Raw genomic sequence first — 24,851 nt, forward strand, 5'->3', positions numbered from 1 at the left:
GAGTACCATTGTAAGTGTGTGAAAACGTTTTATAGTTATGATATAATAGAATGACGAATAGGAAAAGAGGTTGAACGATGGGGAAAATGATCGAGCTCATATTTACGAGAGTCTACGTTGCCATGCTGGTAACAGGGATTTTTTGGATCTTGACGATTTGTGGAGGAGTCCTTTTTGGAGTGGGACCAGCCGGTGCTACTGTCATGAGCCTCTATGCGGAAAATGGCATGACCTACAAAGACTACCATTGGTCACGCGCTTGGGAACTCTTCAAAGAAAATTTTGTACCAGCCAATCAAGTCTTTTACTCCTTTTTCGCTGTTGAAGGAGTGCTAATCTATGGCATGTATCTCATGATCCAGATTCCTCACTTGAATTTCTTCCAAATTTTGGTTCTCTTGTTTAATCTGGTTTTCCTTTTGGTTGCGCCTCTAGCTTACGCCGTTTATTTGAAATTGCAAGTTCATTTCGATCTCTCTTATGTCAATAGTATTAAGCTCAGTTTGATCGGAATGTTGTTAGACATTCGTCCGATTCTCAAGCTGATTCTTGGAACAGCCTTACTGGGGGTTATCAGTTACTATATGCCCGCCCTTCTCTTTTTTGTCTTGATCGGCGTCTGGCATTTCTTTGTCAATGATATCTTTGATCCTGTTTATCAAAGTATTCACGAAAAATTGGTACCCTAACGATGAAAAAAATCTGGTTAAGTACGCTTTTAAAATTCTATGCCTATGTTATGGTAGTCATTTTGACCATTATGGGTCTGGTCGTAGCAGGGATCTCTTGGAAAAACCAACAAGCGGAAGCTGATCGGATCGCCCAACGGGTCTTGACAGAAGTCGTGACGGATCTTGAGACCTCTTACCAACGGGTTACCCAAGAAGGGCGTAGTCTTGTTGAAAATCCTGCAAAATTAGAAGGACTTTATCGCTATTTTACCTTGTCACCATCGGAGTATGAGACCTGGCGGCTGAATGCCCAATTCCCTTCTTATATCCAATTGTCCCTACATAAGAATATTGATAGCCTCTATTTGAGCAATAAAAATATCGAGGGGATCGATATCACCTTGTCTGACTACAAGACAGTTTTTGTCTCTACGCGGCAATCCAAAGGTGGCAAACAGGTCTCGGCAGATCATTACCAGGCTCCTGCGACCGCCATCCCTGTTCCTTTGACAGATCCGACCACGGGTGCGGGAATTGGGATTGCTTATTTGACTTTGGACCAAGAAATATTGACAGCAGCGATTGACAATGCCAGAGGCGATCTTCCGATCGCTGTACGGATCTTCACTCCCTTTGGGAAAGAGATGTACCATGAAGGGGATAAGGAGCAATCAAAAGATGTTAAATGGCAAACCCGTAGCACGATCTATGGCTACAAGGTGGATGTAGCTGTTTCTGAAAGTTATCTGGTCAAGAAGGGTCTAGCTAACTTGACCACTTTTCTCTCCATTGCTTTCCTGATTTTCTTGATCCTTTACTTGTTATTAGGTCAGATTTTCAAAAATTACCGGCGTCAAGTCCTCGATTTGGTCGATACCATGAATCTGATCAGTCAAGGCGATAGTGAACGACGGATTGATACCTCGACCAAGGACCAAGAACTGCTGGTTATTGGTAATATGATCAATACCATGTTAGACAATATGGATAAGAATATTCGGGATATCTACCAGCTGCAGCTCAGCCAAAAAGATGCCAATATGCGGGCACTACAAGCCCAGATCAATCCCCACTTCATGTACAATACACTGGAATTTATCCGCATGTATGCCGTCATGCAAGAGCAAGAAGAGTTGGGTGATATTATTTATGAGTTTAGTAGTCTCTTGCGCAATAATATCTCAGATGAGCGAGTGACGACAGTTGACAATGAGCTCGAATTTTGTCGCAAATACAGCTACCTCTGTATGGTGCGTTATCCAAAATCGATTGCCTATGGCTTTAAGATCGATCCAGGCTTGGAAAAGATGAAGATTCCAAAATTCACCATCCAGCCTTTGGTTGAGAACTATTTTGCACATGGAGTGGACCACAAACGCAAGGACAATGTGATTAGTGTCAAAGTCTTGCAAGGAGAAGGGCAAGTCATGATCCTGGTTAGTGATAATGGGCGTGGGATGGAAGAAGAACAGCTAGAAAGCATTCAAGAGATACTAGCCAATCGCAATCCACGCTCAGAAATCGAAGAAAAGAGTGGGCGGCAGTCCATCGGAATTGTCAATGTCCATGAACGCATGCTACTCTATTTTGGAGATCGCTACCATATCCAAGTCTTCTCCCAACCTCACCATGGAGTGACCTATACGATAACCATTCAAGATGAATAAAGGAGACAGAATGTACAAAGTCTTATTAGTAGACGATGAGTATATGATTACAGAAGGGTTAAAAAAATTAATCCCCTTTGACCACTGGAATATGGAAGTGGTCGCAACTGCTGAAGATGCAGACCAGGCCCTTGATTATGTGCGAGAACATCCGGTGGATGTGGTGATCACGGATGTCAATATGCCTGGAAAGACCGGACTTCAGATGATTGCTGAGATGAAGGATTTGATCCCAGATGCTGCTTTTATCATTATGTCAGGCTATCAGGATTTTGAATACGTCAAGACAGCCCTCAATTTGCGCGTAGCAGACTACCTGCTCAAACCTGTCAATAAGGTGGAAATGGGCAATATCCTGGAAAAAATTCGGGAACAAATCCAGCAACCAAGCCAAGAGTTGGCCAACCGTTTGATTCACGATGATATCTCTGAGGAAGAGTTTTGTCAGTATATCGCAGGCCGGAACTCACTGTGGATTGGAGTCGCTAAGGAGAAAAAAGGCTTTATCAGCTCGTCTTATCAAGTTCTTGGGCAAAATCTTCAACTCTTTATCTCGGATCAAGAAGAAGAAGCCATGATTCAGAAGGTCTTTGAGCCTCCTTATAAGGAGCACTTTCATCAATTTAAGGACCTCGTAGAGCGGAGCCTCTTTTATGGGGCGACCCCTCTCAATCAAGATGAAGAAGTCTTCCATTACTACGAGCCGGCCTATCGGGTGATCATGCAAGGAAATATCCAGCAGATCTTAGAAGAACTGGACTGGTTGGAAAAAATGATTCTTGAGAAGACACCTAAGGTTTCGCTGACCAAGCAGCTCTTTATCCAATTTTTGATGGATGTCTTTCATTTGTTTGAATACCTGCAAGGAGATGATTTGGCTGATGTGGTCAAGAAAGTCCAAGAAGCTGCTACCTTTAGCGAGATGCTTAGCTTCATCCAGGAAGAGTTGTCCCGTTTCTTATCCCACTATCGGATGAACGAAAATGTAGCGAGTGTCCTCCAAGTGATTAGCCGTGATTACCAAAAAGAGCTGTCACTCAAAGACATCAGTCGTGAACTCTTTATCAATCCAGTCTATTTAGGACAATTGATTAAACGCGAAACCAACGCAACTTTCGCAGAACTCCTAAACAAACAGCGGATCAAGGCTGCCCAGCAGCTCCTCTTATCGAGCAATGACAGTATTGAGGATATCTGCTACAAGGTCGGCTACAGTAATGTTGGCTATTTCTACAAGGTTTTCCGTAAACTCTGTGGAAAATCTCCTAAAACCTATCGTTTACAAGTTATGATAGAGCATACAGAAGATGAGTAAAAGGCTGAGACGATTTGTCTCAGCCTTTTAATTGAAGACAAAGTCTTCTTAAAAACTTTCCTTAGGTGAGTACGGACGTTAGGTGAAATTGTCCAGTGGATGATTTCAGCAATCCAGGAAGTTCCATGACTAATTATTGAACCTAAGGTTTCAATAATTCCGAGTACTTGAAACAAATGTGTTTCAGGTAATTTTTCACGGCGGAAAGTTCAGTAGATGATTGGATAATTCTAACGAATGAAGTTTTTTAGGATTTGATTAGATTTATAAAGATGTATCCTCCTAGAATCTAATGATTCTGCATCAAATACCCTATTTTGACTTTATCCGCTACGTCCTTTGTGTCTTGATTTTCCCAACCAGAAGCTTAGCTTCGATGGTGATTTCTGTGAGTTGGGTCCAATCGATTTTTTCTTGGTCTACGTGAAATAGAAGGGGGGTCATGGCGAGGAGCGCTTGGCGTTCTTCAGGAGTTAAATTCTTGGTGAGGCTGATCGTTTCGGATGAGAGGATCTGGCAGTGGTCTTCAAAGTGCTCCAAAATTTCCTGGTTGGAGTAGGATTGCTTGGTCAATTGATCTTGGGCCAACTGACGAATTTCTTTCAGATGAGAAGAGGTTGGGACGACCTTAATGATCACCCCTTCATCCTTTAAGACACGCTCAAATTCAGCGTAATTAGCTGGGGAGAAGATGTCCAAAATGACCTCCATACTTTTGAATTGAATGGGTAAATGAGCCAAGTCTCCTACAAACCAATTGACCTTCCAGTTAGCGTCACTCTTGGCAGCTAGTTGCACAGATTCCTTGGAAAGATCGAATGCATAGAAAGTAGCTTCGGGATAAGCCTCTTGTAGTTTACGGGAGTAATAGCCTTCCCCACATCCGATATCTAAAATCTTAGCATCACTGGTCGGAATTTTTTGTCCGATCGCTGTTAGAATCGGCTCATAAAAACCTGCTTCTAAGATCAGCTGGCGATTCTGGAAATTTTCTTTGTCATAGTCCTTCGATTGTTTGATCTGGGGAGCTAGGTTGACATAGCCAAATTTCGCTAAATCAAAAGAATGGCCCTTGGGACATTTAAAACTGGTCCCCGCAAGTTCTAGGTCCAATTGACAGATGGGACAGGCAAAAGCAGTGGCTGTTTGAAATCGTTGTAATTTTGGTTTAATCGGTGTATTCATATTAGTAGTGTAACAAAAGAGCTTCTAGATAGCAACCGATGCTCTAATAGAGCACCATACAGAATATGAGCTGACAGAAAAAGGCAAATCACTGATGCCGATTTTAAAGGACTTGAATCAATGGGGAAAAGAATGGCTGCAATAAATTTTCTTCTTCTTTTTGTCTCTTTCATCTTGCCACTCATCTCTTCATTTTGACCACTTATCCCCAAAAGTCGTTTTTTAAGTGGCTTTTTTGCTAGACTGATACTGTCAAAAAGGAGAGAGAACATGATATTACAAGCTAAAAACATCAGTAAACGGTATGGAAATCATCTAGTGGTTGATCATATTCACCTACAGTTTGAAAAGGGAACGTTTAATGCGATTCTAGGACCAAATGGGGCGGGGAAATCAACGACGATTTCTATGTTGATCGGTTTGAAACAACCAACGCAAGGCGAAATAATCTATGAACCCGGTACTAAAATTGGTGTGGTCTTCCAAACCAGTGTTTTAGATGAGATGCTGACGGTTAGGGAAAATCTGACCATTCGTGCCAGACAGTATAAAGGACTAAAACCAAATCGTGTGTCTGATCTTATTGATCGACTAGGGCTATCAGCTTTTCAAAAGCAGAAATATGGGACACTTTCAGGTGGCCAAAAGCGTCGGGTTGACATTGCGCGTGCTCTACTGCATGGTCCAGATCTTCTGTTCTTAGATGAGCCAACGACAGGTTTAGACATTCAAACTCGGAAGTCTATTTGGGATTTGCTCTATCAATTGCAGAGAGAAGAGGGAATGACCGTTGTATTGACCACGCATTATCTTGACGAAGCAGATGAAGCTGATCAAATTTATATTGTAGATCATGGGAAAGTGATTGCTCAAGGATCGGCACTAGATATTAAGAGCCAGTATGCTACTAATATCTTAAAGATTCGTTTCAAGGAGAGACAGCAGATAGAAAGTCTCAAATCTTCGGGAATGTCAGTAGAGCAACAAAGTCAATTGGAGTATGTTCTTCAACCCGAGAGTGAAAGGGAAGCCATTGATTACTTGGCGCAAGTTAGAGATAATCTAGCCCATTTTGAGTTTCGTCCAGGGACCATGGATGATGCCTTTATTGCACTTACAGGAAGGGAGGTCCGCTAATGCTAGCCTTACTAAAACGAAATTTTTTATTGTATTTTAGGAATCGTTCAGGAGTTTTCTTCTCCCTGTTGGGAGCCTTGATTTCCTTTGTTCTCTATATTATTTTTCTTCAAAAAAATCTAACAGATGCTTGGGCTCAGCTACCTAATAGTGGTCCTGTGTTAAATAATTGGTTAATGAGTGGGACGCTGGCTGTGACAGGGATTACGACAAGTCTGGCTGCCCTGACTCAGCTAGTAAAGGATCGTGAACATCAAGTAGATCAGGATCTTTATTTATCGGATCAAGGGAAGTGGCGGTTAGCATTTTCGTATCTAACGAGCGCAATCATCATCTCTTTTTTCATGCAAGTCCTAATGTATGTACTGATGTGTGGCTATTTTAGAGAAGTTCCAACCCTTTCTCTATTACCTGAGGTGCTCCTCATCATGCTGCTTAGTAGCCTGCTTTCTAGTTTAGTGAATGCCATTTTTGTTTATTTTTTCCAATCCGTAGACAGTTTGGGGAAGTTTGCGACCATAGTGGGTACAGCTTCTGGTTTTTTGGTAGGGACTTATGTACCTTTAGGTGTTTTACCTGATTTTGCACAACTACTAATGAAATGTACTCCAGCAACTTATATTGCTGCACTTTATCGACAAGTCCTCATGAAAGAAGCAGTGAGCGAAACCTTTAAGGGGCGAGATGATCTTCTTCGAGAATTTCAAGAAAAAATGGGTGTTCAGCTCAAATGGCAAGCTTTATTGACAAAGGAACAAACATACCTTATAGTGTTAGGAGGTATTCTTCTAGCTTTGGGGATTTGGATTTCCTTGGCAAAAAGATCGAGTAAAAGAAAGTAAGTGAGAATTGGAGTAGGAATGAAGATTCGTTTTGAGGAAAAACAAGATATCCCAGAAAACGACCCCTGTGTGGTCATTCAAGCCAAGCATTTATCTGATCAAGCACGAGAGGTGATGGACTATCTCGAACAATTTTCGACAGTGAATCAAGTAGTGATCCCTATCAAAACAGATGATCATTTGATCATGGTGAAAATTGATGACATTATTCTAGCCGAGATTGATAAGAATCAGCTAACCATTTATACGACAGACAAAACGTTCACCGTCAGAGATACTTTGACAAATTTTCAACATCGGATTAATCGTCGTAATTTTTTACAGATATCCCGCCACGCGGTGATGAATATCGACCATTTGGAATCGCTATCGGATAGTTTTTCAGGCAATATGATGGCTAAACTGACACGCGGAGTAAAATCAAGTGTCAGTCGGAAATATGTCAAATCCTTGATGGATTATTTAGGGGTATAGGAGAAAGTGATGAAACGAGTTATAGCTTATTTTGTATCTGGTATGAGGACAGGATCCTTCTTTTATTTGTGTTTGGTGTTATTATCCCATGTCTACACCAACATCGTATATCCTGCCGTGAATGTACGCAACATCTTAGCGATCTTTTTAATGAGTGGAACAATGGGAGTCTTGACGTTCATTCTTGAGGAAGAAGAGTTTTTGACCTATAGTTTACGTGTGGCTTTGCATTTAGTTGTGACAGCTGCCATCTTAGCATTGACCTACTTATTTTTTGGCTGGGGGGCAGCCTTACGGAGTCCGATTCCTTGGTTGATCTTTCTAGCAATATACGGCCTGATCTGGCTGTACCAGATTTGGCAACTCCATAAAAAAACTCAACGAATCAACCAAGCTTTGTTGCATCGCAGAAAAGGGAAATAGTCTCAGAAAAAAGTGTATAAGAAAACCACGAAGTTCATATGAAACTTCGTGGTTTTACTTTCTTAATAAGTCAAAACAAAGTATTTTTTCTTACCGCGACGGATAACGGTCAATTCATTTTCTAATTTATCGCTATCGCTCAAGACATAGTCAAGGTCTTGGATGCGTTCGCCATTGACGTAGATAGCTCCATTTTGAACATCTTCGCGGGCTTGGCGTTTAGAATTTACCACACCAGCTGTGACCAAGAGTTCAACAATGTTGAGGTTGTCTTCTGCTTGGACCTGGTAGTTTGGCACACCACGAAGGCCTTGTTTGAGTTCTTTGACAGAAAGGTTTTTGATGTTTCCTGCAAAGAGTTGTTCTGTGATGTTGAGGGCTTCCTTGTAGGCTTCTTCGCCGTGGACAAGGGTAACCACTTCACGCGCCAAGATCTTTTGAGCCAAGCGTTCGTGTGGCGCCGCTTCAAACTGTTTGCGGATCTCTTCAATCTCATCAAGTGACAAGAAAGTGAAGATTTTCAAGAAGCGCACAGCATCCGCATCCATCACATTCATCCAGAATTGGTACATTTCGTATGGAGATGTTTTGTCTGCATTGAGCCAGACGGCGTTTCCTTCTGATTTTCCGAATTTCTTACCAGTTGCATCTGTGATCAAAGGCACAGTCATAACATGACCAGTTTTATCCGCTTTACGGCGCATCAACTCAGTACCGGCTGTCATGTTTCCCCATTGGTCAGATCCACCGATTTGAAGAGTTACATTGTGTTCTTGGTTGAGGACGTAGAAGTCATAGCCCTGCATGATTTGGTAGGCAAACTCTGTGTAAGAAATCCCTGTCTCAATCCGTTTTTTAACAGATTCTTTACTCATCATAGCATTGACCGTAAAGTATTTTCCGACATCACGAAGGAAGTCAATAAAGCTAATGCTTCCGAACCAATCGTAGTTGTTGACCATTTCGGCTTTGTTGTCACCATTTTCAAAATCGAGGAAACGAGACAATTGCCCTTGAATGGAGCGAACCCATTCTTGTACAGTTTCTTTTGTTTGGAGACTACGTTCAGCATCTTTGAAGGACGGATCACCAATGAGACCAGTCGCACCGCCAACGAGCGCATAAGGTTTGTGGCCTGCTAATTGAAGGCGACGGCTCGTCAAGATGGCAACCAAGTGACCAAGGTGAAGGCTGTCAGCAGTTGGATCATAACCAGTATAATAAGAAACCTGACCTTCTTCCAGTGCTTTGCGCAAGGCTTCTTCATCCGTCGTTTGAAATACCAAACCACGCTCTTTTAGCTCATCAAAAATGTGCATGTGTCTTTTCTCCTTTATAAGTTTATTCATTTCTCTATTCTACCATAAACCATGGAAATGGCAATGCTTTCCAGTATTTTCTTAGGCTTCCTCAAAAACAATTGGCGACGAATTCCACGCTCTTGTGATTGAAATCAAGGTGCCTAATCTGCTATAATATAGGGAACAAGGAGAAAGAATCAGTGAATCAATTAAAAGAGAAGCTGCAAGATTTTTGGAAGAAAGTCCAGAAATTCTTTGCAAACATGAATACAGATACTCCGAAGAAGGAAAAAGATGAAGAGAGCAGATGGTCTGTTGGAGATATTTTTGCGACCTTTTTACGGACCCTCAAACTCCTGTGGGATGTGATGATTGCCCTGTTGATTTGTCTCTTCTTATTTGGTGCAGGGATCGGGATTGGCTATGCAGCGAGTCTCTTTAGTAATGTCAAAGTTCCAAAGACAGAGGAGTTGGTCCAACAGGTCCGCAATGTAAGCAGGGTTTCAAAACTGACCTATTCTGATAAGAGCCTGATTGCTGAAGTAGATAGTGATTTGATCCGGATTCCCGTCACTGGAGATGCCATTTCAGATAATGTCAAAAAGGCTGTAATTGCAACCGAAGATGAGAATTTTGAAAGTCACAAGGGGGTTGTGCCCAAAGCAGTTCTGCGGGCAACGCTTGGATCGGTAGCCGGTGTGGGTTCCTCTAGTGGAGGATCAACCCTAACCCAACAGTTGATCAAACAGCAAGTTGTCGGAGATGCTCCAACCTTTACACGTAAGGCGACAGAAATTGTCGATGCTCTGGCCTTGGAGCGGGGGATGGATAAGAATGAAATCCTCACCACTTACCTAAATGTCTCACCTTTTGGACGGAACAATCGGGGACAAAATATTGCAGGTGTCGAAGCAGCAGCCCAAGGGATCTTTGGGGTTTCTGCAAAAGATTTGACCATTCCGCAAGCGGCCTTTATCGCTGGGTTGCCACAGAGTCCAATTGTCTATTCTCCTTACGCGGCAGATGGTAGTTTAAAGAGCAAGGAGAACCTCGAGTTAGGTTTGGCGCGTGCCAAAGACGTCTTGTTCAATATGTACCGGACAGGAGTTTTGTCGAAAAAAGACTACGAGTCCTACGTTCAGTATGATTTAACCAAAGATTTCATTGCCCCTGATGGCATCGAGAAAACACCTCATGATTATCTCTATTTCCAGGCCATGCAAGAGGCCAAAGAGGCCATGTATGATTACTTGATCAAGCGGGACAATGTGACCAAGCAAGACTTGAAAAATAATGAAACCGTCAAAGCCTATCAAGAATTGGCTGAAAACGAGTTGCGTGAAGGTGGCTATACCATTCAAACAACCATTAACAAACCGGTTCACAATGCGATGCAGGCAGCAGTAGCAAATTTTGGAAGCGTCTTGGATGATGGAACGGGTCTTGTAGAAGTCGGTAATGTCCTCATGGACAATCGCACGGGCGCGATTTTAGGCTTTATTGGTGGACGTAATTTTGATGGCAACCAAAACAACCATGCTTTTGACACAGAGCGATCACCTGGATCGACGATTAAACCATTATTGGCCTATGGGATTGCCATCGACCAAGGTTTGATGGGAAGCAATAGCATCCTATCAAACTATCCAACCAATTTCTCTAGTGGTGAGCCGATCATGCACGTGGATAGTCGAGGAACGGCTATGATGGACCTCCGTGAGGCTCTAAATACCTCTTGGAATATCCCTGCTTACTGGACCTACCAGGCCCTTCGTGAACAGGGCGTAGATGTTCCTTCCTACATGAAGAAGATGGGTTATGATATTTCGGAATACGGAATTGAGAGTCTACCGATGGGGGGAGGAATTGAGGTCACGGTTGCCCAACATACCAATGGTTTCCAAACCATTGCCAATAATGGGAACTACCTCAAGCGCTACATGGTAGAGCAAATTATCGATCGTGATGGAGATGTGGTCTACAAGCATGAAGCAGATCCTGTTCGTGTTTACTCTCCAGCAACAGCAACTATCCTGCAGGATCTCTTGCGTGGGGTGATTACGTCAGGTGCCACAACGACCTTTAAGTCACGGATTAGCCAAGTCAACCCAACGCTAGCAGGAGCTGACTGGATTGGGAAAACAGGGACCACCAACTCAAACGGGGATATGTGGTTGATGTTGTCCACTCCAAATGTTTCTTTAGGAGGTTGGATCGGCCATGACAACAATGCTTCCATGCAAACCTTGACAGGCTACAACAACAATGCCCAATACATGGCGCAGTTAGCCAATGCAATCTACCAAGCAGATCCAAGTCTCTTTGGGATTCAGGATAAATTTACTCTCGATAAGAGTGTGATCCGTTCTGAAGTGCTCAAATCGACCGGTGAAAGACCGGGCCGCGTCAATGTCAATGGCCGAGATATCGATCTGAGTGGTCAAACGGTGACCAGTCTGTGGGCCAAAAATGGAGCCCCTACCACTCAATACCGCTTTGCCATCGGGGGATCGGATAGCGATTATCAAAGCGCTTGGGCAGCGATTCTAGGCAATGCAGGTGGCAATCAAAGCAACAATAAGAACAATACGACGACCAATAGTTCCAATCGAAGCAACTCAAATCGAGGCAATCAACGGTAATCGCATCCAGTAGAAAACCTGGCCAAAGCCTTGATTTTTGAAGGGAAATACGGTATAATAGGTGTAACTAATTTGTCGTGTGCTTTATTTGAAATATTGTCCAAATAAGAGCTTACAGCAGTTAAATCTTACTTGAATAAGTCGATTTAGCTGCTCTTTTTGTGTCTATTTTTTAGAAAAAACCTAGTTTGTTACACAAACTTAATTTTTCTAAAAATTACAAAAACGGCAAATGAGGTGAAGAGACAGCTCTTCACGTGATGCAAGTCACACAAATGTAGTTAAAACCGGATAGGTGGTGAAAGTCATTTTACCTAGCTATCCTAGTATGGAAAAAGGAGCTAAAAACTTTGGCAGGACATGACGTTCAATACGGGAAACATCGGACCCGTCGTAGTTTTTCAAGAATCAAAGAGGTTCTTGATTTACCAAACTTGATTGAAATCCAGACAGACTCATTCAAAGATTTCTTGGATCATGGCTTGAAGGAAGTATTTGAAGATGTGCTTCCCATCTCAAACTTCACGGATACAATGGAATTGGAATTTGTGGGCTATGAAATCCGCGAACCGAAGTATTCGCTTGAAGAAGCCCGCATCCACGATGCCAGCTACTCAGCACCAATCTTTGTGACCTTCCGTTTGGTCAACAAAGAAACAGGTGAAATCAAGACACAAGAAGTCTTCTTTGGCGATTTCCCAATCATGACTGAAATGGGAACCTTCATCATCAATGGTGGAGAGCGGATCATCGTATCTCAGCTCGTCCGTTCACCAGGTGTCTACTTCAATGATAAGGTGGATAAGAACGGTAAGGTCGGTTATGGATCAACGGTTATCCCCAACCGTGGAGCTTGGTTAGAGTTAGAAACAGACTCAAAAGACATTGCTTACACGCGCATCGACCGTACGCGTAAAATTCCATTTACAACTCTTGTACGTGCTCTTGGATTCTCAGGAGATGATGAAATCATCGATATCTTTGGGGATAGCGAATTGGTTCGCAATACCATCGAAAAAGATATCCATAAAAATCCAATGGATTCACGAACAGACGAAGCTCTTAAAGAAATCTATGAGCGCCTTCGTCCAGGTGAACCAAAAACAGCAGAAAGCTCACGTAGCTTGTTGGTAGCCCGTTTCTTTGATCCACGTCGCTATGACTTGGCTCCTGTTGGTCGCTACAAGATCAATAAGAAACTCAATATCAAGACCCGCTTGTTGAACCAAACCATTGCTGAACCATTGGTAGATGCTGAGACAGGGGAAATCCTTGTAGAAGCTGGTACAGTCATGACACGCGATATCATCGACAGCATCTCTGAACAATTGGATAATGGTTTGAACAAAATTACCTACATTCCAAATGATGCTGCTGTTTTGACAGAACCAGTTGAATTGCAAAAATTCAAAGTTGTCGCTCCAACGGATCCAGATCGCGTTGTCACTATCATCGGAAATGCCAACCCATCTGACAAAGTTCGCATCGTAACTCCAGCCGATATCTTGGCAGAGATGAGCTATTTCTTGAACCTTGCAGAAGGTCTTGGCCGTGTGGATGATATCGACCACCTTGGAAATCGCCGGATCCGTGCCGTTGGCGAATTGCTTGCCAACCAAGTGCGTCTGGGTCTTTCACGGATGGAACGAAACGTTCGCGAACGCATGTCTGTACAAGATAATGATGTCTTGACACCACAACAAATCATCAACATCCGTCCCGTAACTGCGGCGATTAAAGAATTCTTTGGTTCTTCACAGTTGTCTCAGTTCATGGACCAACACAACCCACTTTCTGAGTTGTCCCACAAACGTCGTTTATCTGCCTTAGGGCCTGGTGGTTTGACACGTGACCGTGCCGGATATGAAGTCCGTGACGTACACTACACTCACTATGGTCGGATGTGTCCAATCGAAACACCTGAAGGACCAAACATCGGTTTGATCAACAACTTGTCATCTTATGGACACTTGAACAAATACGGCTTCATCCAAACGCCATACCGGAAAGTGGACCGTGAAAAAGGTGTGGTGACCAACGAAATCGTCTGGTTGACAGCCGATGAAGAAGATGAGTACATTGTCGCTCAGGCCAACTCTAAGTTGAACGAAAAGGGTGGCTTTGCTGAGCCAATCGTTATGGGACGTCACCGTGGTAACAACCAAGAATTCCCATCTGATCAAGTCGACTACATGGACGTTTCTCCAAAACAAGTAGTTGCCGTTGCGACAGCATGTATTCCTTTCTTGGAAAATGATGACTCCAACCGTGCCCTCATGGGTGCCAACATGCAACGTCAGGCTGTTCCATTGATTGATCCAAAAGCGCCTTATGTGGGTACTGGTATGGAATACCAAGCAGCCCATGATTCAGGAGCTGCAGTCATTGCTCAACACGATGGTAAAGTTACTTACGCAGATGCGGACAAGGTAGAAGTTCGTCGGGAAGATGGATCTCTTGATGTCTATCATATTCAAAAATTCCGTCGTTCAAACTCAGGTACGGCTTACAACCAACGTACCCTTGTAAAAGTTGGCGATGTTGTTGAAAAAGGCGACTTTATCGCAGACGGACCATCGATGGAAAAAGGGGAAATGGCCCTTGGTCAAAACCCAATCGTCGCTTACATGACTTGGGAAGGGTATAACTTCGAGGATGCCGTTATCATGAGCGAACGCTTGGTGAAAGAAGATGTCTATACATCTGTTCACTTGGAAGAATTCGAATCTGAAACACGCGATACCAAGTTAGGCCCTGAGGAAATTACCCGTGAAATTCCAAACGTTGGGGAAGATGCTCTTCGCGACTTGGATGAAACAGGTATTATCCGTATCGGTGCGGAAGTAAAAGAAGGCGATATCCTTGTCGGTAAGGTAACACCGAAGGGTGAAAAAGACCTTTCTGCTGAAGAACGTCTTCTTCACGCGATCTTTGGAGATAAATCTCGTGAAGTGCGGGATACCTCTCTTCGTGTACCTCACGGTGGAGATGGAGTCGTTCGCGATGTTAAGATCTTTACGCGTGCAAACGGAGATGAATTGCAATCGGGTGTCAACATGTTGGTTCGTGTGTACATCGCACAAAAACGCAAGATCCGCGTCGGAGATAAGATGGCCGGTCGTCACGGAAACAAAGGGGTTGTATCCCGTATTGTTCCTGTAGAAGATATGCCTTACCTTCCAGATGGTACACCAGTTGATATCATGTTGAACCCACTTGGGGTGCCATCACGTATGAATATCGGTCAGGTTATGGAACTTCACCTTGGTATGGCAGCTCGTAACTTGGGTATTCACATCGCAACACCAGTCTTTGACGGAGCAAGCTCAGAAGACCTCTGGGATACTGTGAAAGAAGCTGGTATGGATAGCGATGCTAAGACCATTCTTTATGATGGTCGTACAGGTGAGCCATTTGACAACCGTGTCTCTGTCGGTGTCATGTACATGATCAAGCTTCACCACATGGTTGATGATAAACTCCATGCCCGTTCAGTCGGACCATACTCAATGGTTACCCAACAACCACTCGGAGGTAAAGCTCAGTTTGGTGGACAACGTTTCGGGGAAATGGAAGTGTGGGCCCTTGAGGCTTATGGTGCGTCTAATGTCCTTCAAGAAATCTTGACCTACAAGTCAGATGATGTCAACGGACGTTTGAAAGCTTATGAAGCGATTACCAAAGGTAAACCAATTCCAAAACCAGGTGTGCCAGAATCCTTCCGCGTTCTTGTCAAAGAATTGCAATCTCTTGGTCTTGATATGCGTGTCTTGGACGAAGATGATCAAGAAGTGGAACTTCGTGACCTCGATGAAGGGGAAGATGATGATGTGATTCATGTGGATGACCTTGAAAAAGCACGTGAAAAAGCAGCTAAGGAAGCAAAAGCTGCCTTTGATGCGGAAGAATCAGAAAAATAATCAAGACTCAGAGTTATCCTGTGAGAAAGGAATGTCTCTAACAGGATGATTTGGAAACAAGATACAGACACTAGGAGGTGAAAAGAAGGTTAACTTTCTTTCCCCACCTAAGGCTGTATCCAAATGAAACAAGTATGAAAACAAGGAAAGGTAAGAAATAGTGGTTGATGTAAATCGTTTTAAAAGTATGCAAATCACCCTAGCTTCTCCAAGCAAGGTCCGTTCATGGTCTTATGGAGAGGTCAAGAAACCTGAAACAATCAACTACCGTACATTGAAACCAGAACGTGAAGGTCTCTTTGATGAAGTCATCTTTGGACCGACAAAAGACTGGGAATGTGCGTGTGGAAAATACAAACGGATCCGTTACAAAGGGATCGTTTGTGACCGCTGTGGTGTGGAAGTAACACGTGCCAAGGTTCGTCGTGAACGCATGGGTCACATCGAGTTGAAAGCACCTGTATCACACATCTGGTATTTCAAAGGCATCCCTTCTCGTATGGGATTGACCTTGGATATGAGTCCTCGTGCTCTTGAAGAAGTCATCTACTTCGCAGCTTACGTGGTCATCGATCCAAAAGATACACCGCTTGAGCACAAGTCCATCATGACAGAACGTGAATACCGTGAACGCTTGCATGAATACGGAGCAGGTTCCTTTGTTGCCAAGATGGGTGCAGAAGCGATCCAAGACCTCTTGAAACAAGTAGATTTGGAAGCTGAAATTGCTGTCTTGAAAGAAGAATTGAAGACTGCAACTGGTCAAAAACGTGTGAAGGCTGTTCGCCGTTTGGATGTTTTGGATGCCTTCTACAAATCTGGTAACAAGCCAGAATGGATGGTTCTCAACATCCTTCCAGTTATTCCACCAGATCTTCGTCCGATGGTTCAATTGGATGGTGGCCGTTTTGCCGCCTCTGACTTGAACGACCTTTACCGTCGTGTGATCAACCGGAACAACCGTTTGGCGCGTTTGCTTGAGTTGAATGCTCCTGGTATCATCGTGCAAAATGAAAAACGGATGCTCCAAGAAGCTGTCGATGCTTTAATCGACAACGGTCGTCGTGGTCGTCCAATCACAGGACCAGGTAGCCGTCCACTGAAATCATTGAGCCACATGCTCAAAGGAAAACAAGGACGCTTCCGTCAAAATTTGCTCGGTAAACGGGTGGACTTCTCAGGACGTTCCGTTATCGCCGTTGGTCCAACTCTTAAAATGTACCAATGTGGTGTGCCACGTGAAATGGCCATCGAGCTCTTCAAACCATTCGTGATGCGTGAAATCGTTGCGCGTGATATCGTGCAAAACGTCAAGGCTGCAAAACGCTTGGTAGAACGCGGAGATGAACGCATCTGGGATATCCTAGAAGAAGTGATTAAAGAACACCCAGTTCTCTTGAACCGCGCACCGACCCTTCACCGTTTGGGGATCCAAGCCTTTGAACCTGTCTTGATTGACGGGAAAGCTCTTCGCTTGCACCCACTTGTCTGTGAAGCCTACAATGCCGACTTTGACGGGGACCAAATGGCCATCCACGTACCGCTTTCAGAAGAAGCCCAAGCAGAAGCTCGTATCTTGATGCTGGCTGCTGAGCACATCTTGAATCCGAAAGATGGGAAGCCAGTCGTTACCCCATCTCAGGATATGGTATTGGGGAACTACTACTTGACTATGGAAGAAGCTGGTCGTGAAGGCGAAGGAATGGTCTTCAAAGACCGTGATGAAGCGGTCATGGCCCTTCGCAATGGCTATGTTCACTTGCATACTCGTGTCGGAATTGCGACCGATAGCTTGAACAAACCATGGACAGAAGCGCAACAGCACAAGATTCTATTGACAACTGTTGGTAAGATTCTCTTTAACGATATCATGCCTGCAGAACTTCCATACCTTCAAGAGCCAAATAATGCCAACTTGACAGACGGTGTCCCAGCTAAATACTTCTTGGAGCCTGGTCAAGATGTTAAAGCAGCGATTGAGAAATTGGAATTGAACGTTCCATTCAAGAAGAAAAACCTTGGAAACATCATTGCGGAAATCTTCAAACGCTTCCGTACAACTGAAACTTCTGCCTTCTTGGACCGCTTGAAAGACTTAGGGTACCACCACTCAACCCTTGCTGGTTTGACAGTGGGGATTGCCGATATTCCGGTTGTTGAAGACAAGGCTGAAATCATTGAAGAATCTCACAAACGTGTGGATCAAATCACCAAACAATTCCGTCGTGGTTTGATCACGGATGATGAACGCTATAATGCTGTTACTGCTGAATGGCGTGCAGCCCGTGAGAAATTGGAAAAACGCTTGGTAGATAACCAAGATCCGAAGAACCCAATCGTTATGATGATGGACTCTGGAGCCCGTGGTAACATCTCAAACTTCTCGCAACTTGCCGGTATGCGTGGTTTGATGGCCGCTCCAAACGGACGGATCATGGAATTGCCGATCCTTTCAAACTTCCGCGAAGGTTTGTCAGTACTGGAAATGTTCTTCTCAACTCACGGTGCCCGTAAAGGGATGACCGATACGGCCCTCAAGACAGCCGACTCAGGTTACTTGACTCGTCGTTTGGTTGACGTTGCCCAAGACGTTATTATCCGTGAAGATGACTGTGGAACAGACCGTGGACTTGTGATCCGTGCCATTACTGATGGCAAGGAAATGATCGAGCCACTCGAAGAACGCTTGACAGGTCGTTATACCAAGAAATCTGTTAAACACCCTGAAACAGGTGAAGTGATCGTTGGTCCAGATACTTTGATTTCAGAAGACTTAGCACGTGAAATTGTCAATGCTGGTGTGGAAGAAGTCACTATCCGCTCTGTCTTTACATGTAACACCCGCCATGGTGTCTGCCGTCACTGTTACGGTATCAACTTGGCGACTGGTGATGCGGTTGAAGTGGGTGAAGCAGTCGGAACTATCGCTGCCCAATCTATCGGGGAACCTGGTACACAGCTTACCATGCGTACCTTCCACACGGGTGGGGTTGCCTCAAATACCGATATCACTCAAGGTCTTCCTCGTGTCCAAGAAATCTTTGAAGCCCGCAATCCAAAAGGGGAAGCGGTCATCACTGAGGTCAAAGGGGAAGTCACAGCTATTGAAGAAGATGCTTCTACACGGACCAAGAAAGTCTTTGTTAGCGGAGCAACTGGAGAGGGTGAATACGTTGTCCCTTACACTGCCCGCATGAAAGTCGAAGTGGGAGATCAAGTCTCTCGTGGTGCGGCTCTGACAGAAGGGTCTATCCAACCAAAACGTCTCCTTGCCGTTCGTGATGTCTTGTCTGTTGAAACTTACCTTCTTGCGGAAGTACAAAAAGTTTACCGTAGCCAAGGGGTAGAAATCGGCGACAAACACATCGAGGTAATGGTGCGTCAAATGATCCGTAAAGTACGTGTCATGGATCCAGGAGATACGGACCTTCTCATGGGTACGCTCATGGACATTACAGACTTTACAGATGCCAATAAGGATGTCCTTATCTCTGGTGGGGTTCCTGCGACAGCTCGTCCAGTCCTTATGGGAATCACTAAAGCCTCTCTTGAAACCAACAGTTTCTTGTCAGCGGCTTCCTTCCAGGAAACAACTCGTGTCTTGACAGATGCGGCGATTCGCGGTAAGAAAGACCATCTCCTTGGACTGAAGGAAAATGTTATCATTGGTAAGATTATTCCTGCTGGTACAGGTATGGCTCGTTACCGTAACTTGGAACCACAAGCGATTAACGAAGTTGAAATCATCGAAGAAGTGCCAGTAACAGATGGAACTGTAGATGAAGTTCAAACAGCTGAAGTCGTAGAAGAATAAGAAAAAAAGTCGGAACTATGTGTTCCGACTTTTTTTGAGAAAATAATAAAAATTTATTATTTGAAAAATAATTGTATAATTATTGAATTGTTTTTTTACCAAAAATATTAGCCCCTTAAAAGAGATGTTGTAATTATTTACAATTAGTGATTATGTGGATATGTATTCTAAACACCAAAATAATAAAATGACTAACTATTAGTAATTTCTTTATAAAACCCAAAATCGGTTTGACATTTAAAGTCATTGGCGGTAGAATGGAAAAAGATGTACACAAATTAAAAAAATGTCGAATTACATGTATGTCGATGGGGGAAGTTTATGGAAAAATTAAAGATTATGGTTGTGTTTGGGACGCGACCGGAGGCCATTAAAATGGCCCCTTTAGTGCTGGAATTGCAAAAGCAGAAGGAGACTATTGAGACCATTACGGTGGTGACTGCTCAGCACCGTCAAATGTTGGATCAAGTCCTAGAGACTTTTAAAGTTGTACCAGATTACGACTTAGATATTATGGGGAAGAGCCAGACCCTATTAGAGATTACCTCTAAAATTTTGGATAAATTAGATCCCGTTATCAAAAAAGAAAAACCGGATATGGTCTTAGTCCATGGAGATACGACAACTACCTTTGCGGCGAGTTTGGTTGCCTTTTATAACCAAGTGAGTATTGGCCACGTCGAAGCCGGTTTACGGACTTTTGATAAATATTCTCCATATCCAGAAGAAATGAACCGCCAAATGACGGATAACCTAGCGGATCTGTATTTTGCGCCGACAAGTGAAAGTAAGGACAATCTCTTAAAAGAAAATCATCCAGAATCTTCTATTGTGGTGACGGGAAATACAGCTATTGATGCCTTAAAACTAACCGTTCAAGAGGACTACCACCACGAGGTACTGGATCAAGTAGATCCAGCTAAAAAAGTTATTCTTGTCACCATGCATCGAAGAGAAAACCAAGGAGCGCCGATGCGAGCAGTCTTTGGAGCTCTGCGAGAAATGGTGGATCAAGAGCCGAATATTGAAGTAGTCTATCCGGTTCATCTTAGTCCAGCGGTCCAAGAGGCAGCGAACGATCTATTAGGAGATCACGATCGGATCCATCTCATCGCACCCCTGGATGTGCTTGATTTCCATAACTTGGCTTCTAGAAGTTATTTTATCATGTCGGATTCAGGTGGTGTGCAAGAGGAGGCGCCATCACTAGGGAAACCGGTATTGGTATTGCGCGACACGACAGAACGCCCAGAAGGTGTTCGAGCAGGAACCTTGAAATTAGTTGGGACAGACCCTGCAGTCGTTAAAGCTACGATGACAGAGCTCTTAACCAATGAACATCTTTATCTAGAAATGGCGAATGCGCGAAATCCTTATGGGGATGGAAGAGCGTCTGAGCGAATCGTACAAGCTATTAAACATTATTTTGGCCAGGGAGAGGCTGCCGAAGAATTTCATGAGGGAGAGAAAGAATAAATGAAAAAAACGGAAAAGTTAAGTAGATGGTTGCTGATTTTGATTGTTTTCGAAGTACTTCTTTTACTTTACTGCTTGTTTTTTGCAAGAGGGATTCTTCTTGAAGAAGGATTATTCTTTGTTTTAGGATTATTTTCTGCCATTGTTTTATCTGATTTATTGTTGACCTGGACCATCCTTTTGTCCTTTGCCTTTGGGATTGTCTTTTTGGTAGCGGGAGTCGTTTATATCCCCTTCCACCAAGCCTTGCTCTTACTTTTTAGTTTTCCAGCTTTAATTGGAATCTTGCTAAATATTCGCTATCATCTCTTTAAAGAGATCGCAAAAGTAAAAGACCAAGAGCCAGAAGCCTATGTGGCTTACCGCAATCTCATTGCTTCTTATGGTGGGGAAAATAAGGGACAGATTCAAGCCTTACTTATCCACTGGTCTCACGAGGAATTGTTTTTCCAAGTGCAACCGAGGGAGTATAATCGGACCTTGAACCAAATCAACTATTTGTTAACGCATCATCTAAAACCAAATGAAGGTTTGTATTATGTATCAGACGGTAATTTTTTGATCTTATCTGCTGACAGCGAGCGGGATCTGAAAAAGGATTATGTGACGGTCTTGAAACCACAATTGGAAGGCCTTGTATTCCAAGGCGAAGATGGGGTTCAAGCCATTCAATTTCAGTCCGGCTTTCTTGTAGTGGATCAATCAAATCGAACCAAATACCATCGCTATAAAGAAATGATTCGTTACTTAAAACGTCAACTTGAAACAGATATTATTGTGGAATATTAGGAGGAAAAAATGACTCTTACAAATATATTTTTTAATATAGCTGTGGGCATTAGTGTATTTTTTGCCCTGTGCTTTATTGTATTATTTGTAGCTTATATGGTAATTTACCATCGTGTTAATAAAAACTTTAAGGCGGTGGACCATGATTAGTCAAATTATGATGATTATTGCCTTGATTTCAATTTGGCTTTCCTTAGCTTGGGGCTTGGTCATCCTCTTTTCGGCTGTTCATTTTTGGTTTAAACATAGTGATTTTCGTGTCAATACGGATCCGCTTCCTTATTATCCAAAAGTGACCATTGTCGTGCCAGCCCATAATGAAGATGTCGTTATTGCACAGACAGCCAAGGCTATTCTTGAAATGAACTACCCTCATGATCGGGTAGAATTACTGCTGTTTGCGGATAATTGTTCCGATCGGACCTACGAAGAATGTCTAGCCGTCAAAGCATTGCCAGAGTATGCAGGACGTGATTTGACCATCATCAATCGTAGTGGAACAGGTGGGAAAGCAGGTGTTCTGAATGACGCTTTGAAAATGGCAACTGGGGATTATATCTGTGTCTATGATGCGGATGCCATGCCTGAAAAGAATGCTCTTTATTTCCTTGTGAAAGAAGTCTTGAAGGATCCAGAACGACATGTGGCCTCTTTCGGTCGGAACAAAACGCGGAATGCAGGTCAAAATTTCTTGACCCGTTGTATCAACCAAGAAATTGTTGTGACCCAACGGGTGCATCATGTGGGGATGTGGCACCTCTTTAAGATTGGACGGATTCCAGGAACCAACTTTATCATCCAAACAGACTTTGTAAAAAGTATTGGAGGCTGGAAAAATGGTGCCTTGCCAGAGGATACGGATATTTCCTTCAAGATTATGCAAAGTGGGAAATTGATTGCGCTAGCCTATAATTCAGAAGCCTTCCAACAAGAGCCGGAAACTCTGAAGAGTTATTATATGCAACGGAAACGTTGGGCCAAAGGGAATTATGAAGTGGTTCTTTCTAATTTCAAGCATTTATTTGGTAAGGGAAATTGGCGCGTGAAGTTGGAAGTGACCAACTATTCTTGTATCTTCTTCTGGTTTAATGCGGCGATCGTGTTATCTGATTTGATCTTTTTTGCCAACATTCTCGCCATGTGTCTCCATACAGTAGTACCAGGTATTCAAATTCCGTTTGCTTTTGATGCTGATAATATCTATATTGCACAATTGATGTTGTTCAATTGGATCTTGATGATTGGGCTCTACTTGCTTCAGATTAACGTAGCTCTCGCTTCACAGTTTGGTCAAGCAACTACCAAGCAAATTTGGTTGGCCTTGGCTGCCTATTTCACCTATTCTCAACTGTTTATCATTGTGTCAATTGATGCCATCTCCTCTATTGTGATGGATAAACTATTGCACCGTAAAGAAACCAAATGGGTTAAAACAAAACGATTCGCAGGATAGGAGAAAATATGAAAACGAAAAAGATGAGATATGTATGGTTTCTAGTCATCCTTTGCATTTTCTGTTTGACCTTGTTTTTAGCTAGAACGAGAAGTAAGGTGGAAATGAGAAATCGAATTTATCGTCAGTGGAGTGAGCATTTTGTTGTTTCGAAAGGAAAAGAGTCCTTTGTTCGGACAAGCAATGATACCGATCAATCAGTAGTCTTATCTGAGGGGCAAAGTTATGGGATGCTCATTACAGTTGCGGCTGCCAGAAAAGGGCAAGCCCAACAAGAAGACTTTGACCGACTCTACCAATATTATCTAAAGCACCGCTTAGAAGGCACCCAGTTGATGTCTTGGAAACAAACCATCAACAATGGAAAAACAAAGGCTGAGGATCATAACGCTACAGATGGGGATCTATACATTGCCTATGCCTTGTTAGAAGCTGCTCAGCAATGGCCAAAGCAAGCTAAAGAATACCAAGCTCAAGCCAAAGCGATTCTAGAAGATATCCTCACTTACAACTACAATGAAGAAACTGGTGTGTTGACAGTGGGAAATTGGGCTAATCAGAATTCAGAATTTTACCATTTGATGCGAACGTCTGATACACTACCAGCGCAATTCCAGATCTTTTATGAAGTGACAAAAGATTCGAAGTGGTTGGATATCAAAGAGAAGATGTTGCAACAATTAGAAACAATTAGTTCCCAAACAAAAACGGGCCTATTGCCTGATTTCATCTGGGTTGATGAGCAAGGCACTCGCGTAGCGGATCCTAAGACGATTGAATCCAAGTATGATGGTGCCTACTCTTATAACGCTTGTCGTCTTCCATACAACCTTGTTCAAAGCAAGGACGCAACTAGTCAAAAACTGGTGAAAAAAATGTTAAACTTTTTCAAGAGTCAAAGAAACCTGTATGCGGGTTATGATTTGAAAGGGAAGGCCTTGAACAATCATCAGGCAGCAAGTTTTTTGGCACCGATTGTTTATGCGTCTGAGCATGAAAAAGGCTATTTGAAGTTGGTTCAACAGAATAAGTATATCTTCACACAAGATTTACCTCTGAACAACTATTACGATGCAACCATGACAACCATGATTGCGCTTGAATTGTTCTAAGGAGTTAAAAAGAGTGAGAGTCCCGCAAGATGGCTTGACCATTTTGGTGGGATTCTCTTTTTGTTATTTTCGAAAAAAGGAACCTAAAGGAAAGGGATAGTCTATTTTTAGAAAAATATAGAGAAAAACATCTGAAAATTATCTGAAAAATTATGTTATGAGCAGAAAACTTTTATTCTCAAATGATTTTCTATATAATAGAGAATACAAAGGATGGAAGAGTTTATGTATCGAGTGATTGAAATGTACGGGGACTGTGAACCCTGGTGGTTCTTAGATGGTTGGGAAGAAGATGTCGTCGGTAGTCAAACTTTTGACGACTATTACCTAGCGCTTAAATTCTACAAGCAAAAGTGGTTGGAGTTGAATGATCACTTTCCTAGTTACAAGAGTAGGAGTGATTTGATGACGATCTTTTGGGATTCCAAAGAACAAGAATGGTGTGAGGACTGCAATGAAGATGTGCAGTTATTCCATTCGATCGTTCTCTTGGAGGATGAACAAAAAATTCCTAAAAGCAAACTCCGTCCTGGTTACGAAAAGGAAAAAGGAAGTCGGAAACACCGTTCTTGCCAATATAGTCCTGATCCCCAAAAAGGTGCAAAAACCCTGTTATAAGTAAAAATTAGA

17 protein-coding genes and 1 pseudogene are annotated in these 24,851 nt (G+C 43.0%); 16 read left to right on the forward strand and 2 right to left on the reverse strand.

From position 1 onward, the window contains the following. The first annotated feature begins 77 nt into the window (after positions 1 to 77). From HMPREF9186_RS07175 to HMPREF9186_RS07185, 3 genes are read left to right on the forward strand one after another with little or no spacing between them, the layout of a single operon-like run. Positions 78 to 689: a YesL family protein gene (locus HMPREF9186_RS07175; protein WP_009732051.1), complete on the forward strand. Its 612-nt coding sequence runs from the start codon at positions 78 to 80 to the stop codon at positions 687 to 689. A 2-nt stretch (positions 690 to 691) separates the two neighbouring features. Continuing rightward, on the forward strand, positions 692 to 2,338 hold the full coding sequence (locus tag HMPREF9186_RS07180; protein WP_009732052.1) for a sensor histidine kinase: 1,647 nt from the start codon (positions 692 to 694) through the stop codon (positions 2,336 to 2,338). A gap of 10 nt (positions 2,339 to 2,348) precedes the next feature. Next, positions 2,349 to 3,653 carry a response regulator transcription factor gene (locus HMPREF9186_RS07185; RefSeq protein ID WP_009732053.1) on the forward strand — a complete coding sequence of 435 codons (1,305 nt, stop codon included), beginning with the start codon at positions 2,349 to 2,351 and terminating at the stop codon, positions 3,651 to 3,653. A 330-nt stretch (positions 3,654 to 3,983) separates the two neighbouring features. On the opposite strand, the gene HMPREF9186_RS07190 is transcribed toward HMPREF9186_RS07185, so the two are convergent. Next, on the reverse strand, positions 3,984 to 4,838 hold the full coding sequence (locus tag HMPREF9186_RS07190; RefSeq protein ID WP_009732054.1) for a putative RNA methyltransferase: 855 nt from the start codon (positions 4,836 to 4,838) through the stop codon (positions 3,984 to 3,986). Between the two features lie 37 nt (positions 4,839 to 4,875). Between HMPREF9186_RS07190 and HMPREF9186_RS11690 the strand changes: the two are divergent. The 5 genes and pseudogenes from HMPREF9186_RS11690 to HMPREF9186_RS07215 all read left to right on the forward strand — a co-directional run. Next, positions 4,876 to 4,983: pseudogene (locus HMPREF9186_RS11690) on the forward strand (winged helix-turn-helix transcriptional regulator); the annotation flags it as partial. Between the two features lie 125 nt (positions 4,984 to 5,108). Then, positions 5,109 to 5,975: an ABC transporter ATP-binding protein gene (locus HMPREF9186_RS07200; RefSeq protein WP_009732055.1), complete on the forward strand. Its 867-nt coding sequence runs from the start codon at positions 5,109 to 5,111 to the stop codon at positions 5,973 to 5,975. Then, positions 5,975 to 6,817 (forward strand): ABC transporter permease, encoded by an 843-nt coding sequence (locus tag HMPREF9186_RS07205; protein ID WP_009732056.1) that lies wholly within the window; start codon positions 5,975 to 5,977, stop codon positions 6,815 to 6,817. Before HMPREF9186_RS07200 ends, HMPREF9186_RS07205 begins: the two co-directional genes overlap by 1 nt. A gap of 18 nt (positions 6,818 to 6,835) precedes the next feature. Continuing rightward, entirely contained in the window at positions 6,836 to 7,291 is a 456-nt protein-coding gene (locus HMPREF9186_RS07210; RefSeq protein ID WP_009732057.1) for a LytTR family DNA-binding domain-containing protein, read from the forward strand. 9 nt (positions 7,292 to 7,300) lie between these two features. Continuing rightward, complete coding sequence (locus tag HMPREF9186_RS07215; RefSeq protein ID WP_009732058.1) at positions 7,301 to 7,714, forward strand: DUF3021 domain-containing protein; 414 nt, start codon at positions 7,301 to 7,303, stop codon at positions 7,712 to 7,714. A 62-nt stretch (positions 7,715 to 7,776) separates the two neighbouring features. On the opposite strand, the gene tyrS is transcribed toward HMPREF9186_RS07215, so the two are convergent. Further along, positions 7,777 to 9,033 carry a tyrosine--tRNA ligase gene (gene tyrS, locus HMPREF9186_RS07220; protein ID WP_003004779.1) on the reverse strand — a complete coding sequence of 419 codons (1,257 nt, stop codon included), beginning with the start codon at positions 9,031 to 9,033 and terminating at the stop codon, positions 7,777 to 7,779. A gap of 182 nt (positions 9,034 to 9,215) precedes the next feature. Between tyrS and pbp1b the strand changes: the two genes are divergently transcribed. The 8 genes from pbp1b (at position 9,216) to HMPREF9186_RS07260 (ending at position 24,839) form a co-directional block, all read left to right on the forward strand. Then, positions 9,216 to 11,657 carry a penicillin-binding protein PBP1B gene (gene pbp1b / locus HMPREF9186_RS07225; protein WP_009732059.1) on the forward strand — a complete coding sequence of 814 codons (2,442 nt, stop codon included), beginning with the start codon at positions 9,216 to 9,218 and terminating at the stop codon, positions 11,655 to 11,657. A gap of 350 nt (positions 11,658 to 12,007) precedes the next feature. Beyond that, positions 12,008 to 15,577, forward strand: a complete 3,570-nt coding sequence (gene rpoB, locus HMPREF9186_RS07230; RefSeq protein ID WP_009732060.1) for a DNA-directed RNA polymerase subunit beta — start codon at positions 12,008 to 12,010, stop codon at positions 15,575 to 15,577. Between the two features lie 160 nt (positions 15,578 to 15,737). Then, positions 15,738 to 19,391, forward strand: coding sequence for a DNA-directed RNA polymerase subunit beta' (gene rpoC, locus HMPREF9186_RS07235; RefSeq protein WP_009732061.1), 3,654 nt, complete (start codon positions 15,738 to 15,740; stop codon positions 19,389 to 19,391). 321 nt (positions 19,392 to 19,712) lie between these two features. Beyond that, positions 19,713 to 20,867, forward strand: coding sequence for a non-hydrolyzing UDP-N-acetylglucosamine 2-epimerase (gene wecB / locus HMPREF9186_RS07240; RefSeq protein ID WP_009732062.1), 1,155 nt, complete (start codon positions 19,713 to 19,715; stop codon positions 20,865 to 20,867). Continuing rightward, complete coding sequence (locus tag HMPREF9186_RS07245; RefSeq protein ID WP_009732063.1) at positions 20,868 to 21,656, forward strand: hypothetical protein; 789 nt, start codon at positions 20,868 to 20,870, stop codon at positions 21,654 to 21,656. Positions 21,657 to 21,798: 142 nt separating this feature from the next. Then, positions 21,799 to 23,109, forward strand: coding sequence for a glycosyltransferase family 2 protein (locus HMPREF9186_RS07250; RefSeq protein ID WP_009732065.1), 1,311 nt, complete (start codon positions 21,799 to 21,801; stop codon positions 23,107 to 23,109). An 8-nt stretch (positions 23,110 to 23,117) separates the two neighbouring features. Beyond that, positions 23,118 to 24,221: a glycosyl hydrolase family 8 gene (locus HMPREF9186_RS07255; protein ID WP_009732066.1), complete on the forward strand. Its 1,104-nt coding sequence runs from the start codon at positions 23,118 to 23,120 to the stop codon at positions 24,219 to 24,221. A gap of 225 nt (positions 24,222 to 24,446) precedes the next feature. Then, positions 24,447 to 24,839, forward strand: coding sequence for a DUF1033 family protein (locus HMPREF9186_RS07260; RefSeq protein ID WP_051035314.1), 393 nt, complete (start codon positions 24,447 to 24,449; stop codon positions 24,837 to 24,839). Positions 24,840 to 24,851 lie beyond the last annotated feature (12 nt).

This window comes from Streptococcus sp. F0442 (genome assembly GCF_000314795.2).
GTDB lineage: Bacteria > Bacillota > Bacilli > Lactobacillales > Streptococcaceae > Streptococcus.